At 44.0% G+C, this 15,763-nt stretch carries 15 protein-coding genes and 1 pseudogene; 5 read left to right on the top strand and 11 right to left on the bottom strand.

Annotation, left to right across the window (positions count from 1 at the left end; translation table 11 throughout):
- Positions 1 to 92, top strand: a pseudogene (locus NDA06_RS23875) (IS1 family transposase); the annotation flags it as partial.
- Between the two features lie 101 nt (positions 93 to 193).
- Here NDA06_RS23875 and NDA06_RS23880 read toward each other — a convergent pair.
- The 7 genes from NDA06_RS23880 to NDA06_RS23910 all read right to left on the bottom strand — a co-directional run bounded on the left by NDA06_RS23880 (position 194) and on the right by NDA06_RS23910 (position 5,859).
- Complete coding sequence (locus NDA06_RS23880) at positions 194 to 568, bottom strand: transposase family protein (protein ID WP_190526599.1); 375 nt, start codon at positions 566 to 568, stop codon at positions 194 to 196.
- 141 nt (positions 569 to 709) lie between these two features.
- On the bottom strand, positions 710 to 1,693 hold the full coding sequence (locus tag NDA06_RS23885) for an alpha/beta fold hydrolase (protein WP_190984838.1): 984 nt from the start codon (positions 1,691 to 1,693) through the stop codon (positions 710 to 712).
- 245 nt (positions 1,694 to 1,938) lie between these two features.
- Positions 1,939 to 2,523, bottom strand: coding sequence for a low molecular weight protein arginine phosphatase (locus NDA06_RS23890; protein WP_190984839.1), 585 nt, complete (start codon positions 2,521 to 2,523; stop codon positions 1,939 to 1,941).
- A 591-nt stretch (positions 2,524 to 3,114) separates the two neighbouring features.
- The gene (locus tag NDA06_RS23895; protein WP_190414852.1) at positions 3,115 to 3,798 is read right to left on the bottom strand and encodes a response regulator transcription factor; all 684 of its coding nucleotides are present in this window, start codon (positions 3,796 to 3,798) and stop codon (positions 3,115 to 3,117) included.
- A gap of 430 nt (positions 3,799 to 4,228) precedes the next feature.
- Entirely contained in the window at positions 4,229 to 5,341 is a 1,113-nt protein-coding gene (gene mraY / locus NDA06_RS23900; RefSeq protein ID WP_190984854.1) for a phospho-N-acetylmuramoyl-pentapeptide-transferase, read from the bottom strand.
- A 90-nt stretch (positions 5,342 to 5,431) separates the two neighbouring features.
- Positions 5,432 to 5,671: a DUF3134 domain-containing protein gene (locus tag NDA06_RS23905; protein ID WP_190414854.1), complete on the bottom strand. Its 240-nt coding sequence runs from the start codon at positions 5,669 to 5,671 to the stop codon at positions 5,432 to 5,434.
- Positions 5,672 to 5,703: 32 nt separating this feature from the next.
- Positions 5,704 to 5,859, bottom strand: a complete 156-nt coding sequence (locus NDA06_RS23910; RefSeq protein ID WP_190414855.1) for a hypothetical protein — start codon at positions 5,857 to 5,859, stop codon at positions 5,704 to 5,706.
- Positions 5,860 to 5,878: 19 nt separating this feature from the next.
- On the opposite strand from NDA06_RS23910, the gene NDA06_RS23915 reads away from it, so the two are divergent.
- From NDA06_RS23915 to NDA06_RS23930, 4 genes are all read left to right on the top strand, one after another.
- A complete protein-coding gene (locus NDA06_RS23915; RefSeq protein WP_190414856.1) occupies positions 5,879 to 6,460 on the top strand; it encodes a PAP/fibrillin family protein in 582 nt (193 codons plus the stop codon).
- 394 nt (positions 6,461 to 6,854) lie between these two features.
- Complete coding sequence (locus tag NDA06_RS23920; protein ID WP_190984840.1) at positions 6,855 to 7,679, top strand: PD-(D/E)XK nuclease family protein; 825 nt, start codon at positions 6,855 to 6,857, stop codon at positions 7,677 to 7,679.
- Positions 7,680 to 7,699: 20 nt separating this feature from the next.
- On the top strand, positions 7,700 to 8,374 hold the full coding sequence (locus NDA06_RS23925) for a GNAT family N-acetyltransferase (RefSeq protein ID WP_190414858.1): 675 nt from the start codon (positions 7,700 to 7,702) through the stop codon (positions 8,372 to 8,374).
- A 211-nt stretch (positions 8,375 to 8,585) separates the two neighbouring features.
- Positions 8,586 to 11,138 (top strand): sigma 54-interacting transcriptional regulator, encoded by a 2,553-nt coding sequence (locus NDA06_RS23930; RefSeq protein WP_190984841.1) that lies wholly within the window; start codon positions 8,586 to 8,588, stop codon positions 11,136 to 11,138.
- A gap of 146 nt (positions 11,139 to 11,284) precedes the next feature.
- Here NDA06_RS23930 and NDA06_RS23935 read toward each other — a convergent pair whose 3' ends face one another.
- The 4 genes from NDA06_RS23935 to NDA06_RS23950 form a co-directional block, all read right to left on the bottom strand.
- Positions 11,285 to 12,745 carry a serine/threonine-protein kinase gene (locus tag NDA06_RS23935; protein WP_190984842.1) on the bottom strand — a complete coding sequence of 487 codons (1,461 nt, stop codon included), beginning with the start codon at positions 12,743 to 12,745 and terminating at the stop codon, positions 11,285 to 11,287.
- Positions 12,746 to 12,890: 145 nt separating this feature from the next.
- On the bottom strand, positions 12,891 to 13,661 hold the full coding sequence (locus NDA06_RS23940; RefSeq protein ID WP_190984843.1) for a hypothetical protein: 771 nt from the start codon (positions 13,659 to 13,661) through the stop codon (positions 12,891 to 12,893).
- A 327-nt stretch (positions 13,662 to 13,988) separates the two neighbouring features.
- Positions 13,989 to 14,189 (bottom strand): hypothetical protein, encoded by a 201-nt coding sequence (locus tag NDA06_RS23945; RefSeq protein WP_190984844.1) that lies wholly within the window; start codon positions 14,187 to 14,189, stop codon positions 13,989 to 13,991.
- Positions 14,190 to 14,364: 175 nt separating this feature from the next.
- Positions 14,365 to 15,651, bottom strand: a complete 1,287-nt coding sequence (locus NDA06_RS23950) for a protein kinase (RefSeq protein ID WP_190984855.1) — start codon at positions 15,649 to 15,651, stop codon at positions 14,365 to 14,367.
- Positions 15,652 to 15,763 lie beyond the last annotated feature (112 nt).

Genomic DNA, 15,763 nt, shown 5'->3' on the forward strand with positions numbered 1-15,763 from the left:
GTAAAACCTTATCTTTCTCCAAGAAGTTGAGTAATCACATTGGTGCGATTTGGTATTTTGTGCATCATTACAACGCCTCCCTTCGCTCTTAACCATTACTATTCACCACTACCCAAGGGGGATATACGTTAGAGCGTTTTAGGTTTAAATCATCCTAGCTACTTACGTTAGAGCGTTTTAGGTTTAAATCATCCTAGCTACTTAACTCAGCATAATCTGTAAGCGTGCAACGGATGCTTTTTCCATCAATTGCTAGTCTTTCCCCAGAATTTGGCGGTACAAAAATTACGGCCCAGGTGTTAAATAGGTTCGTTAATGGATGAAAATCGAGTGTTTTGAGAACACGTCGGAATGTTGAGTAGGAAGGAAACTTGATTGTGTCTTCAAGGCTGAACAGTTGTATCAACCTTTGTCTGTGTACAACGGTAAAATCTTCAAGTGGTCGGTAGCCCCAATACCCACTCATAGCTCCCAGTAACATCAGTAGCAGTACCAACCACAATTCATGTCTGCGTCCGCGAATGTGTCGATAGTCTGGGATTTTTTGCAAGTCCTCGATCAGATTCATCTTGTTTTCAACCGTAGATGTTTAGATACTCTTAATAAGTATTCTGATTTTTCTACCGCTGTATGAAACCACCCTGCTCTAGGTAAGCTCCAGAGGGGAGGTGGAGCCGCTTGCAAAGCGCGGCGAATAACTGACTTTTATTTAATCCAGAGCTAGCAATGGCATGATTCTAGATAGATCGGGAGAAACCCGTTGACTCAGATGGAGTTGATTCACTACCCTGTGGAAGGAGTCACCCTGCTGCAAGCGATCGCGCATCTCCTCGACTTCACCCCAGGTTAAATCGCTCTCGACATAGGCTTTAGCCACTGCGATGACTAAGTCTGCGTAGTGATTCCCCTCTGCTTCGGTCATCATATTGTGCTGAATATTCAGAGTTTGGTCAAAACGGTGATACCAGCACTTGGGTTGTTGGGGGAGTAAGGCTTTAAACAGAGCTTTATGTTCTTCGTCGCCGACTGCGCGATCGCTTTCACTCGACACAATCAACATGGGCGCAGCGTAACTCGTTTCTGCCCGCTCAAAGATATCTTTTCCCATGTCTAAAAACAGTCGCAAGGATGGCATCAGAAAGCCGTCATAGCCAAAATGTGCGACTCCTGGTGCAGTTTTCCACTCAAAGTAAATATTAAATACCCGCACAAACAAATCGACTACTTTATGGCTACCACTCAAATAAGGGGCAAACAGCAAAGCCCGATAAATTTGTACGGCGCGTTCTAAGGATAGCCAAGCTGCTAAAGTGCTACCACCAGAAAGCCCTCCCACCACCACTTTTCTTCCCAAAGCTTGAGCTTGTTGTAGCCAGTAAATCCCAAACTGTTGATAAACTTCTTGTTCTTCGGGAAGCGGAGGAGGGTTATCTCCATCCCAATTGCCTGCAATTCCATGTCCAGGCAGCAAAGGAATCAAGACGTTGTAGCCTGCTTTAAAGAAAGCTTCTCCTATGGGTACAAATTGTTCTGGAGTGGCAGTAAACCCATGAAAGAACAGACACACTTTGTCCGTAGGATTAGAGTAAAGAAAAAACTGAGAGCCGCGGGTTTCATCCATCAGCGGTAGCGCATTTTCACGGGCTTTCGTCTCTCGCACTAATGCTGCGGTAAAGGTGGAATAGTTGAACATTGTTATCTGAATCGTGTTATCTGAATCGTTATTAGATGAGAAGTCCGAATTCAAGGCGGCGCAGCACATTTAGAGCAGTCCTAAATGATTCGTGAAGGCGAGATCCCTGACGTTGAGAGAGAAGCCGAGGATTTAAACCGCTGACCTTATCACAACTCAAATAAGATTGCTAGACATTTATTTAGATTAACAGTCACAAGGACTCAGCGAATCCTTCAAAGGATATTCAAAAATGAAGTCATGTCTCAAGTGCGCGTTTTCTGAGTTAACCGAATCAGTCCAATCAGCCACCTGAACAGCGGTAGGGTGCGGGGTAAGGGTTGAGGCGTGGGGAATGCAAAAGAACCAAAGCTGCTTTCAGATGAGATGCGGACTAACTTCTGCTGTAAAAGATTGAGTGCCAAGTCGATTTCCTGAGCGCAGTGGCGATATCTGGATAAAGATTTGCCAACGGGATCGCGAATATCTAAGGAATTTTGTTCCCCGACAAATTCTTTGAGCGTGAAAGTCTTGTCGAGCGCCTCCGGATAGATCGCGATCGCAATATATTTATGAAACTTTGTCATCGTCAGCACTAAATCTGCCCATTCGACGAGTTCTGGCTTTAACCCTTGCGGTTCGCAGTCATATTGAATTCCGTACTCTGCCAATACCGTTAGAGTATGGGGCGAAACGGGTATCCCCTTAAATTTATAAAGTCCAGCTGAACGCACCTCAGTTTGGGCTAAGATTTGCTGCCTTTGCCTCAGTTCCCGAATCTTTTTCTGAAATAGCGCTTGTGCCATCGGGCTGCGACAGGTGTTGCCAGTACAAACAAATAGAACTCGCATACCAGAAGTGAGTGAAGCAATGATTTATTTTGCTACGCTACGACCGATGGTGAACCCTTTCACCTTTTAAAATCCATTCGGCTGATTTTTACAAACGAATGGGTGGCACCCGCAGCTACAACTTTTGATTTAACAAATACCTACGTATTTAATCACTTTCCGCTTCCATCTAAAGGAATATCATGTCACTTTTAGCCAAACAAAAGCCGCTCATTGCGGAGCGGCTTTTGTTTAGGTAAAATTAGCAAAAATTAGCTATTTTTAAAGTTAGATTCCACTTTGAATAACCATCAGGACGGTAACACTGACGCTCATCAATACTAAAAGAATTGCTAGAGAAACTGATTGACCCAGATGTGGCGCTTGTGAAACTTTCATGTGGTTTTCTTTTAATTTCTGAATTGTATTAAATGAAGAATACCAGCAACCTTAAGGGATCAATGAGAAAAGCACAAGTTTCTTTAATAAACGCAACAGTTCTTAAGAATCGCCAGTGCGATCGCTCTTAAAGACAAGCACAGATATAGATAAAAAAACACGTAAGGGAACGGGCTAAGCCCCTTCCCCTAAACGTTTTGAGAGCGAGGACAGTTATCGAGTCAAACCGTGTTCAAGGGCATAGCGCACTAACTCGGTGCGGCTATTCGTCCCTGTCTTGCTAAACAAGCGGCTGACATACTTCTCAACGTTGCGGACACTGGTTTCCAAGCGTCGGGCAATTTCTTTATTCATCAATCCTTCCGCAACCAAGTCTAAAACACTCTGCTCTCTTGGCGTTAAGTCTATGCGGATATGGGAAGGCGACTGGGGGATTCGATTTGTATCTTCTAACATCCCCCGGATGGCAGCAATTTGTTGCTTGATGTCCTCAATATCGTTACCGCCGGTGGTGCTAGTTGGAGTGGTGCGACGTTCCAGTAAGTTTTTGACAATTGCCTCCAATTCCTCTGGATCAAAGGGCTTCGGGAGATACGCATCGCACCCCGCTTGATAGCCTTGGATGCGATCGCTGGTCATGCCTCTAGCCGTTAAAAATACTACAGGTAAATTTTTGAAGCGAGGATCTTCCCGCAGCTGCTTGAGGAATTGATACCCATCCACCTTGGGCATCATCACATCTGAAATCACTAAATCCGGCTGGTTCTTCTGCAACATCTGCCATGCGTCACCAGCATTACTGGCAACCTGAACGGTAAAACCACTGTCTTGCAGATATTCTTTGACTGCTTCGCGCAGTCCGGGTTCGTCGTCTACCAGTAACAATTTTCCGGTCATTTATCTTTCCTTGCCGCTACGTTTTTTAACAGTATTTTTTAACAGATGTGTTCCCTTGCTGCTGGTTTTTTAATTAATGTAGCGAACTTTTTGAACCTCTATTTGTTCGGACTTCTGGACTATCCAAATGCAACCATCAATAATAAAATTAAACCCGCTCAAATTGTCTTCTGTTTAACAGAGGTGCTTCCCCTTGCCTCCCCAATTAGGAAGAGGGAAAAGAATCGTCTTTCTGCTAGATTTCTGAACCCCTGAATTCCAGATGCCTTATCAGATGCCTTAGAAATTGGGGTTTGTTTGCCTTTAAGTCGGCGCATGGAGTAGGTGCGATCGCTACCGACTCAGTTTGTTCAGTAAAACAAGCGATCGCAGACCTTGATTGATTAAAAATTAACGCTTGCTCACTTGTAGCTGAGTTAAGTCTATTTAACTAACGAAGTACAAGACACAACAAAGCCAAGATCCCGTTAATCAGATAAAAGGCGGCAACTACTTGGGTTTCACTCCAGCCACTCAGTTCTAAATGGTGGTGAATCGGTGCCATTTTAAATAAACGCTTGCCGATCCCATCCGGGCCTTTGGTGGCTTTATAGTAGCCCACCTGCGCCATCACTGAGAGCGATTCCACGAAGAAAATACCGCTGAGGATAAACAGCGCCCAGAGATTGTTCGTCAGAAGTCCGACTGCTGTCAGTGCGCCTCCCAGCGCCATCGAACCCGTATCGCCCATAAAGACGCGGGCTTTGTTGCGGTTGTGAACCAAAAAGCCTAGGTAGCTGCCACTCATGCAGGCGCAAAAAATCATTAAACTTGGCGACACGGGAGCAACAATGGCACCGAGTCCCAAAAGAGCGATCGCGCCCGTTCCCGCTGCTAGTCCATCGACTCCATCCGTGAGGTTCGTCGCATTACTTTCCGCCACTAGCACAAATACTGCTAAGGGCCAGAACAGTAACCCCAAAGGAATCGCTAAACCAAAAGGCAAGGCAATCGTGGTGATACTGGCTGGTTGATGCCAGACCAGCCACAAAGAAAACAGAACACCCACCCCAATCTGCAAAATCAGTTTCATCCGGGGCGAGATGCCTTTATTCGACCGGCGTCTAATCACTTGCCAATCGTCAACCCAGCCAATCGCACCGTAGGCTAAAGTTACGATTGATACGGCAAGTACGGGGAATAATCCTTGTATGCCTACAGCCAATCCAGACCACACCAAGGCGACGATTACCCCGACTGGCACAAAAAACACCCCGCCCATTGTCGGAGTGCCTGCTTTTTGTAAATGCGCTTGGGGTCCATCCTCCCGAATAAATTGACCCGCTTTTAGGGCTTGCAGGAAGGGGACTGCCCAATATCCTAAAAGAGCTGTCACCAAGGCGCAAAGCCACAGGGGAAACGTCATCGAGATGCCTACCGATGGGAAGACACCTGCTTGCAGATCGAATAATATCGTCCCTAGGGAAAGCCCAACTGCCAGTAACGCTAGCAGGCTAGTTCCTGAGGGGTTGAACGACCGACCAGAAAATAATTTAGCGTCCACAAATTTTTCGTTCACTTCTCACACCAGAATTCAGAATTTCAGAATCCAGAATTTACTCTGACGCCTGAGTGCTGAATTCTTTTCGTCTGACTAATCTTCGTCTACATCGATGATTTCATCATCGTCTTCGAGATCATCGTAAACATCATCCGGTGCCATCAGATCGGAGATTTCTGCATCACCATCGCGGAAACTATCTTCCGCTTGAACATCCCGCGCCAACAAGCGTCCTGTGGATTCCAGCCAGTCGAGAATCGATGGTTCTTGTTGTAACGGAATCAGACCAGCCAGCTGGTGACGAGGTTCTTCACGCAGAGACGGGTTGTACATATTTGACATATTTGAGGATTTCGGATTGGGAGCTAACTAGACATATTGAGTTTACCACTCCCAGAAACGCGATCGCTGGCGTGGAGATTATTGCGTGTCAAGGGAGTTGTTATCAAACTTATCAACTGGTCGCTGATGCCATCTGCGTATTGAACAAAAGTTAAGCTGGGGGTAGAGAAGTCACCCACAAGAGAGGTCTAGGAGGAAATGAGGAAAGCAGCACTGTTGGAAGCGATCGCTTCTCAAAATCGCGGACTGCTAGCAACCGAAACCGACAAAATAGCGATTCTCTCAGCGGTTGCCCGATTGGAAGACCTCAACCCTACTCCCCGTCCGGTTGAGGCAACTGACCTACTAGATGGCAATTGGCGACTACTTTACACCACCAGTCGCGGTTTATTAACCATTGACCAACTGCCATTTCTCAAACTTGGTCAAATCTATCAATGCATTCGAGCCAAAGACGCCAAAGTTTACAATATTGCTGAAGTTTATGGCTTACCCTATTTGGAAGGATTTGTTAGCGTTGCTGCTCGGTTTGAACCAGTTTCTGAACGTCGTGTATTGGTAAAATTTGAGCGTTCTATTTCTGGTTTACAGCGTCTCATTAACTATCAGTCGCCTTCAGAATTTATTCGGCAAATTGAAAGCGGTCAGCGATTTCCAGCTTTGGATTTTGGTATCGACAGCAGCAACCAGCAAGGTTGGCTGGATACTACTTATCTAGATGAGGATTTGCGGATAGGCCGAGGCAATGAAGGCAGCGTGTTTGTGTTAACAAAAGCTTAGGTTAATGGCTAATAGGATGTCTGAGAGGTGTCAAAAGTTGCTTCGATCCCTCCTAGCCCCTGCGCTATCGCGCCGCTACGCTAGAAAAAAGGGGAGAGGATTTTTCAAAGTCTCCCTTTTTAAGGGGAATTTAGGGAGATTTCTACCGTTTAAGCGTCTCGAATATGACTTTCCAGACATCCTCTAATAGCTAATAGTAATTAACCATTAAGAAGAAAAAGTCCTGTAAGACAGGGATATACAGTCTTTTTTTTTACGAACCGCCAAGAACGCAAAGGACGCAAAGAAAAAGGGAGGAAGAAAAAATAAAAAGAATTTCACAAATTACTTATGATTGCTACAGATAAATGATATCTACTTAACTAAAAATCATTAGCCATTAGCAATTAATCAGATGAAATCAACACAAGAAATTCTCTTCCGCTTGTCCCAAGGACAACTGAATCTACTACAAACTTGTCCTCGAAAGTTTCAACAAATATACTTAGATAAACTGAGTTCACCCACCAATCCAGAACAACTAGAACGGCAAAATTGGGGCAGTCGCTTTCACTTATTGATGCAGCAGCGAGAACTGGGATTGCCGGTAGAATCTTTGGTGCAAGAGGACGCCCAATTGCATCGTTGGGTGACGGCATTGGTGGATGCAGCACCAGAAATTTTGATATCCAATCCGAAAACATTCCGCCAAAGCGAACATTGTCGTACGCTGAATTTTCAGGGATATTTATTGACAGTCATCTATGATTTGTTCATTGAAGACACCCAATCTGCTCAAATTTTGGATTGGAAAACTTATCCTCAACCAAAAAACCGGCGTTGGTTAGAAAAAGATTGGCAGACTCGCTTGTATCTTTATGTTTTGGCAGAAACTAGCGATTATTTGCCAGAACAGATTTCTATGACTTACTGGTTTGTTCAGTCTCAGCCTCAACCAGAAAGCCTCAAATTTACTTATAATACCGCTCAACACGAACAAACAAAAAAGGATTTAACAGAATTGTTGACGCAGCTAACCGATTATTTGCAACGTTATCAGCAAGGAGAAGATTTCCCTCAAGTTCCAGAAACCGCTAATCGTTGCCCTGACTGTAACTTTGCGGTTCGGTGTCAGCGCGATCGCAATTTTTCAAATACTTCGCATCTTACCAGTGAAGAAAATTTCTCTCATCAAGATTGGCTACCCAATTTAGCGAATATTCAGGAAGTTTCCCTGTAAAAAATAAAAAATCAAAATTTATGACAAATCCTGATAAAAACGAGCCTGCATCTAACTACTCTTCCATCTATATCCGCGACCTTGAAATTGACGATCTTGCCCCGGTTTACCACTTGGGAGAAGCTGTATTTACAAGCAATTTGTACCCTTATTTATATCGCACCTGGGATGAATGGGAGGTGATTGGACTTTACAATACCGATCCGGAATACTGTCTGGTTGCTGAAATCGACGAACAACTGGCAGGGTTCATTTTGGGAACCGTGATTAGCAAAGCATCCTGGACTTATGGATACATTATTTGGCTGGGTGTGAATCCGAATTTTCAGCGTCGAGGCGTCGGGGACAAGCTCGTTGATAAGCTGGTAGAACGGATGATTGAAGATGGGGTGCGGTTCATGCTGGTGGATACCGATCCCGCGAATGTCCCAGCCGTGAAGTTTTTTAGCCGCAAAGGTTTTGGCAATACTCGCCAGCACATTTTCTTGTCGATGAATTTGAGCAAGCACGAGTATTATGGCAGGCTGATTGCCTACGAGCGCGAAAAAGCTGAGAGGGCTGCTTATAAACGATCGCGCCGCCGTCCTTCCACTCAAACCCAAGGAATTGCTAGCGAAGCAGCGACAAAAGTTATGGTGACTGACACTCCCTCAACCCCTGTCGAACCTCCGAATTTCTCCGATCCCGAAAGTTAACCTTTTCTTTTTGATAACAATTTTCCTTAGCTACTGCTGCGGCTAAAGAAAATCGCCGCTAAGACTATCAAACCCAATAAGGCTAGGGGAACCCACAGATTGACAAGCTCGCTCATCTCAGTTGTTTTAATCTTGGCAATCAACTTAATTAATTAATATTTTTTATAAAAAATGGCTAAAATGTAAAGCGAAATTTATTTTTAAGGCAACCATGACATCAAAAGACACGGTGACATGGCTACAAGAGAGAACAGCGCTGGGTGTACTATCGGCAGAAGTATTAGAAGCGATCGCGCAACTTCTGGAAGAAAAAGTCGTACCAGCGCAAACGACTTTAGTGGCGGAGGAAACGCCCCCCGAAGGACTCTATATTCTCAAACAAGGGCAACTAGAAGGCGATTCTCTTTCAGAGACGCTACGCGAACGCACCAACCAAACAGGTTTAGCCTGGGTGATTAGTTTTCTTCCTGGAGCCACCATTCACTTACAAGAGCTACTGTTAGACCAGCAGGCTCAAAGAACTATCAAGACACTCAGCGAATGCACGCTGTGGTTTATTCCCGCAGAGCAATTTCGGCAAATAGTCGCCCAATATCCCGAAATTACCCAAGCCTTCTCCCAGCGGTTGGCTCAAGAACTCGCTCAACTATCGTCTCAACTGAACTACGAACAAGAGCGTCAAACCGCCTTGCGCCCTTATCTGGTAGCAAAGGCAAGACGCGGGGTGGTGGGAAAAAGCCGCTATGCAGTCCGGCTGCGCCAGCAAATCAAAGAGGCGGCTGAGTCAAGGCGTCCAGTCTTGATTTTCGGGGAACCGGGACTAGAAAAAGACAATACCGCTGCTCTGGTTCACTTTGGTTCTTCCTATCGGCGCGAACCGATCGTTAAAGTAGACTGTAGTACGCTGCAAGCAAGTGGTGCAGAACTATTTGGTCGTGCTAGTGGCAAACCAGGGCTAATTGAATCCCTGGGGACAGGCACTTTAGTCCTCAACAACATCCAAGAACTTCCCCCAGAGTTAACGCCGAAGCTGGCTCAATTATTAGAAACCAACACCTACACCCCCCTTAGCCGTTCGGAAGACCCACCAGCCCCAAGCCGCTCGTGTCAAGCCCGCATTATGATGATTGCGGAAAAACACCTACCGACAATTGAGCGTCAAGTCGGTCATTTAATTAAAGTGCCGCCGCTGCGGGTGCGAAAAGCGGACATTGAAGACCAGGTAGAATACTACATTCGCCTGTTCTGCCGAGCCAAGGGCACTCGCAAACCCAAAGTCGCTCCAGAAGCTATACGCCGCTTACAAGCCTATGATTTCCCCGGCAACCTGAAAGAATTGCAAAGTCTGGTAGAACGGGCACTCGTTCAATGTGCCGGTGTGAATCTGCTCACCGAAGAAGTATTCTGGTCAGCCGAAACCCATAAAAAGCGATTTCGCGTCAATCTTTTAAATGCCTATCCCGACTTGCGGCGATTTCTCCGCAGTTCTTGGTGGCCCGACCGGATTAACTACGGCTTTACTTTGGGTGCTTTTGCGCTTGTCGTCGCCTTATTATTTTTGGGTCCCCAGCATCGCTCCGAAAATGTAGCTCTAAACCTATTTTGGGCGTGGTGGTGGCCTTTGGTATTGATCGGTTTTCCGTTTGTCGGACGCTTGTGGTGCTCTATTTGTCCCTTCATGATTTATGGGGAAGTCACCCAAAAACTTTCTCAGTGGCTTTTTCCAGGGCGATCGCTGAAGCGTTGGCCCCGACAATCTGCCGAGAAGTGGGGCGGATGGTTTTTGTTCGGGCTATTTGTCCTCATTTACCTGTGGGAAGAACTCTGGCATTTAGAAGATACTGCCTACCTATCCGCTTGTTTGCTGTTATTAATTACCGCTGGGGCGATGATTTTCTCCGCAATTTTTGAGCGGCGGTTTTGGTGTCGGTATCTATGTCCAATTGGGGGGATGAATGGGCTTTTTGCCAAGCTGTCAATGACTGAACTCAGAGCGCAACAGGGAACTTGTTCGGCAGAATGCACCACGTATCAATGCTACAAAGGTGGCCCTCAAAAAGGGGAAGGCTTAGAAACCGGCGGATGTCCGTTGTACTCTCACCCAGCTCAGTTGGAAGATAACAAAGACTGCGTTTTGTGTATGACCTGTCTTAAAGCTTGTCCCCACCGTTCGGTAGAGTTAAATTTGCGTCCGCCAGGAATTGAATTGTGGACAACTCATATCCCCCAAGGCTCTGAAGTGGCACTGTTAATGTTGCTATTAGGAGGTGTCTATCTCCATCGGTTGCCGGAATTGCAATCAACTTTGGGATTGCATCTGGATTTAACCCAGTTTTGGCAACATTTCGGATTTTCCTTGGTAGCTTTAATCGTCCCTGCGACTGTGCCGTTTTTAGCTTATAGCGCTATTAAACTCTTTAAGGGTTCCGTAAAGCCTCGCTCGTTTATAGAGTTGGCTTATGGATATTTGCCGCTGGTGTTAGGGGCAAATTTAGCTCACTATTGGCGGCTGGGTTTAGGGGAAGCGGGACGCATTTTGCCGCTAACAATGGCAACTTTCGGTCTTAGCGGTGAAGGATTGCCTGTGTTGGTCGCACACCCGGCTGTGATTGAATTTTTGCAAGGCACAACGCTAATTTTCTCACTCCTGTTGACGATGCTATTAACCCAAAAAATTGCTCGTCAATCTTTCCGAGCGCTGTTGCCTCAGCATCTGGGCGCGATCGCTCTATTTGTGAGTCTTTGGGCAATTATTGTGAGATAGTCGGCGCAATAAATCACTCTTATAATTCCGATACCCGACTTCTTTAAGAAGTCGGGTATCTCACCTTGAGGACTCATTTAGGATTGCTATCTATAAAAGCTGCCACAAACTATGTAACTTGTAGTAATTTCAAAAACTTTTTTCTCCTATTCTCTAGTAATAGGTAACTCTAACCAATTACTTAACTCTTGCGCTAACCAATCAAGTTCTTCTGTTTTTAGATAGCCAAAGAAGCGGGTTTCGCTGTCTGTACTTAGCGATTGCCCGATACGATAGCTAGAACTAGCGTCTGTATAATTGACTCCATCTGTAGCCCAAATCTTTAACTCTGGCGGTACCTCTGTAATGCCTGCTTCAGTATCGCGACGATAGAGGCGCTTCAGGTAAGTCAATTTATAGAGGTTACGGCGACTTGCCTGAAAAACCAGCCGCCGTATTTTCCACGCTATTTGAGTTACCTTTATTGACCGACGATCGATATAGATGTAGGTATTGACATTCGCTGCGAAAAAATATTGCCACAGACCAGAAAGACCCATTCCTGAAAGAAATAAGCTGATCAAGATTAGTAACCCATTACCACTAAACAAAGAGCCAATTAACGCCATCAACGACAAAATCGTATAACAGAAGATAAAGGAAATTGAACAACCCGCTCCTGCATTAGTAGTTTCTGGAGGTAGATATATCTCTAGAGCTTCTGCATTCTTGAGAAGTGAAATTTTACTGTCATGAGGTTTTTGCAGTATTAGAGGAGTTGATGTCGCTGATGCAACAGATGGGAGTTGCAGAAGAGAAGGCTGCTCTAATGTCGCGAGAGCTGCTTGAGCTGAACTAAATCGCTGCTTGCGGTTGGGATGAGTCATTTGCTTGAGCCATTGCACAAAGCTGGGAACTAGATGCGGCACGGGTTCAAACTGAAGAAGCAAATCTTCTTGTAACAAATCTGCGGGGTGTCTCCCTGTCACCAAGTAGATTAATGTTGCGCCTAAACTATAGAGATCGGAGGCTGGAAAAGCACGTCCGCTAAATTGTTCGGGTGGCATATAACCATAGGTTCCGACAATCGTCATCGTCCCGATTTCTCGGACAGCCGTTTGCACCGAACCAAAATCAACTAAGTAGATATCTCCAACTTGATGAGCAGAGCGATCGCTAGTTAATAAAATATTGCTTGGCTTAATATCCCGATGAATCACCGGAGGGTTGCCAGAGTGCAAGTAGCTCAATACATTCAGTAATGCTTTCGCGATTTGTGTTACCTCTTCTTCGCTAAATGTCCGTCCGCGCTTAATCCATTCCTGCAAGGACGTTGCAGGAATATAAGTTTGCACGAGTACAAATCCCTGACGATCGGGTAAGTGCAATTCAAAGGAATCAAGATAGCGGGGAATTGCCGGATGCGATAGAGATTTGAGGGTTTCTGCTTCTCGTTCAAACAGTTTTAAATCCTCCCAACGGAAGTCACTGTTAAAAGTGAGAATCTTAAGCACAACAAGTTCCTGGGTTTGTAAATCCTGCGCTAATAAGGTACGCCGTCCAGAATTGTGTCCTAATTGGCATTGAATGTGATAGCGATCGCGCAGTATCTGTTCTTCTCTTAGCATGGGAAATTATTGCTCCTGTGTGGTGATCAAGTTTTGCAGCAAGGCTATGTGAATTCCAAATGATGAGGATTCAACAAGGGTTCCATTTTTAACATTTCTGTTGTCTCTAAGGAGAATTGCGCCGAATTTACGGTTGTTGACCAACCTATTTCTCTTCAAAATCCCTTTCATCAATTTGCCTTGTTCGGGCGCTTCCGTGAGGTACAGGATGTAGTGTCGCCCGATACTCCATCCACTCTACTCCCGCCTCTCTTTTAATTTCCTTAAAATCTAAGGGTTTGCTGAATTCCGAGAACGAAGGGTTCTGCAAAAACTTTTGTTTTTTTTGCTCCCAATCTATTCCCATACTGAACTTTAAGCGACAGTTACAAGGGCTAATATTTACAATGTTCGTTTCTCGATTAGCCTGAACGTACACAAAACGGCGCGTCTTCCCAGAGACGCTATCTACAAGTTTTACAGCCGCATCGCGGGTCGTTCCATTAATAATTTTTAGCTTCCCAAATCCCTGCAAATCTTGAGGTGGGATAATATCAGTGCCGTTTGGAAGAGAAACAGGAGGACGGTTTGGGCTTGGTTTTCGTGCAGACTTTAAAGAGACTGGTACAGTAGATAGCTGCGTTCCTGGAGGTTGCGTTCTAGGAAGATAAATCATCATCCCTAGCAAGCTGGCAATAGATACTGCTGCTAAAACAATGCGTCTGGTCAAAAAAATTGCTGAAAATTGGTTGTAATTCCTCAGAAGAGTAGAGCGACTGGGGATAGTTTTTGAAGAAAATGATGCTAATTTGAGTTGTTCTATCTGAGGAGTTCGACCGCATTTAGAACAAGTCATTTTGTTTCCTAAAGCTCGACCTTTACTGACATAAAGCATTCCGCAATTGCAGTGCAGAATTTGCAACTTATTTTTCTGCATCGTTGGCTCCTTGGTTCTACCTTTCAACACCCAATAAACGATGAGTTGATGCTTCTCCGTTGAACACACAGCAATGCGAGTTTTATATACAAGGCTGTGCGCTCGCAGAATATATATCTTTGGAGCATCAGCACTTATGCAATAGATGAAGGACGCAACGAAGACAAAAATGTCGAAATCCTTGGGAATCGCAGGATAGGAGAGGTTTTACAAGATAGATACCCATGAAATACGTTTATAACGAACGTATAAAGATTTTTCTTCGACTCCGGACTCTGGACTATTTTCGAGACAGTCACTTCTCGCTGGAATAGCTAGCACTGTTTGTCATTCAGTGTCACTCAGATTTCTTGCAGGCGTTGCGCTGGAATGAAAGTAGCGTGAAGCTGACTCCGAAGGCGTTCCCGTTCCCCGTAATGCTCTCGCATAACCCCAAGGGTTGCGATCGCCTAATTGCGATCGCAAAATATCTATTCTTCTCCTAGCATGGGGAATTACTACTCCTATCTGGCGTAGCAGGTTATGCAACTAGTTAATTCAGAGGAATTACTGGCCTTTCTATTGTTCCGGTAGCTGCTGTTTTAATTTATATGGATTAATTTTATATATACCTTGTCCTATAGTAAATTAGAAAAGATTTGCAGTATTTATTTAAGTTTAATAACCGTTGTATATTTGAAATTCCTTCAACCCGAAAACTCAGCTAATTTTGTGTAATTGGTACATTTAACCAGTCACTTAATTCATGGGCTATCCATTCTTTTTCTACATTTGATTTGATACTGCTACTAATTTTTATTTTTTGGTTTTTACCCCAGATTTCCAAAGTATCTGGATATTGCTCTCTGTCTTTATTAATAAATTCGCCTGGATTATAAATTAATTTAGTAATATTTTTGATTGCGAGAAAAGACTCAAACTCAAATCCTAACAACTCATGGGTGAAGTAAATCAGCTCTGATTCTATACGCAATCGTCGTTTCCCCAATAAAGAGTCGATAAGTGAATATGGGAAACATACCCAAAAAATTAATATCCATAAACTTAGAAACATTAATGGTAGCCAGAAGAAGAGTAGGAACAATATAGTTACCAAACCAACAGAAAAAATCTGAAAAGTTAAAAACCAGCTTAATCCCCAAATAATTGGAGTAAGAAAAAACATACTAGCCCCAGCTTTGATTAAGTCAAAAAAGCCAGATGGAGGAATAAAAATTTCTATACTATGTATGTTTTTGGTTAATTTAATTTTACTTCCGAATGGCTTTTTAACACCCTTACAAATGAGATTTAACCGTGGTTCATTAAGCGATTGTAGCGCTAGCTTTGCAGAATCCAGACGCTCTTCCAACCTTGGTTCCGTCATCTGCTGCAACCAGTTGGTAAAGCTTGGGGTAAGATTAGCTTTTTGCCTAAATTGAATGCGAAAATCCTTTTGTGGTAAATCTGCGGGATGGGTTCCGGTTACTAAATAAATTAAAGTAGCACCTAAACCATAAAGATCAGAACTAGCAACAGTGCGTCCGCCAAATTGTTCGGGTGGCATATAGCCATAGGTTCCTACTATAGTCATTGTTCCACCTTTGCTGTCAGAAATAGTTTGCACAGAGCCAAAATCGACTAAATAAACGTTACCAACACTATTACCAGACCTATCGGTTAATAAAATATTACTTGGCTTGATATCGCGATGAATGACAGGTGGTTTTTGTTCGTGCAAGTAAATCAAAATTTCTAAAATAGATAGAGCTATTTTTTTTACTTCTTCTTCAGTGAAAGTTCGACCTGCTTGTAAATATTGCTCTAGAGTTTTTGCAGGGATATAGGTTTGTACTAGAGCAAATCCTTTTAGGTTTTGTAAATTTACATCGAAGTAATCTAAATAACGAGGAATTGAGGGATGGCTGAGTTTTTTTAAAGTTTCCGCTTCTCGCTCAAATAATTTAAGGTCATCCCATTCAAAATCACTACTTAATGATAGTAATTTAATAAGTGCTTATGTAAAATAAATTACACATAATAAAAAGTAGAATAAGCTAAAACAAAAGTCAAGAAAACAAGAGACTTATGAGATTTATTAGAGATTTAAGCCGAGAAACTCA

This window comes from Trichocoleus sp. ST-U1 (assembly GCF_039961835.1).
Classification (GTDB): Bacteria; Cyanobacteriota; Cyanobacteriia; order Cyanobacteriales; family FACHB-T130; genus FACHB-T130.

Bases quoted from the DNA above. Each gene is read 5' to 3' on its own strand.
- NDA06_RS23880 (WP_190526599.1), bottom strand. From the start codon at position 568: ATGAATCTGATCGAGGACTTGCAAAAAATCCCAGACTATCGACACATT.
- NDA06_RS23885 (WP_190984838.1), bottom strand. From the start codon at position 1,693: ATGTTCAACTATTCCACCTTTACCGCAGCATTAGTGCGAGAGACGAAA.
- NDA06_RS23890 (WP_190984839.1), bottom strand. From the start codon at position 2,523: ATGCGAGTTCTATTTGTTTGTACTGGCAACACCTGTCGCAGCCCGATG.
- NDA06_RS23895 (WP_190414852.1), bottom strand. From the start codon at position 3,798: ATGACCGGAAAATTGTTACTGGTAGACGACGAACCCGGACTGCGCGAA.
- NDA06_RS23905 (WP_190414854.1), bottom strand. From the start codon at position 5,671: ATGTACAACCCGTCTCTGCGTGAAGAACCTCGTCACCAGCTGGCTGGT.
- NDA06_RS23915 (WP_190414856.1), top strand. From the start codon at position 5,879: ATGAGGAAAGCAGCACTGTTGGAAGCGATCGCTTCTCAAAATCGCGGA.
- NDA06_RS23920 (WP_190984840.1), top strand. From the start codon at position 6,855: ATGAAATCAACACAAGAAATTCTCTTCCGCTTGTCCCAAGGACAACTG.
- NDA06_RS23925 (WP_190414858.1), top strand. From the start codon at position 7,700: ATGACAAATCCTGATAAAAACGAGCCTGCATCTAACTACTCTTCCATC.
- NDA06_RS23930 (WP_190984841.1), top strand. From the start codon at position 8,586: ATGACATCAAAAGACACGGTGACATGGCTACAAGAGAGAACAGCGCTG.
- NDA06_RS23935 (WP_190984842.1), bottom strand. From the start codon at position 12,745: ATGCTAAGAGAAGAACAGATACTGCGCGATCGCTATCACATTCAATGC.
- NDA06_RS23940 (WP_190984843.1), bottom strand. From the start codon at position 13,661: ATGCAGAAAAATAAGTTGCAAATTCTGCACTGCAATTGCGGAATGCTT.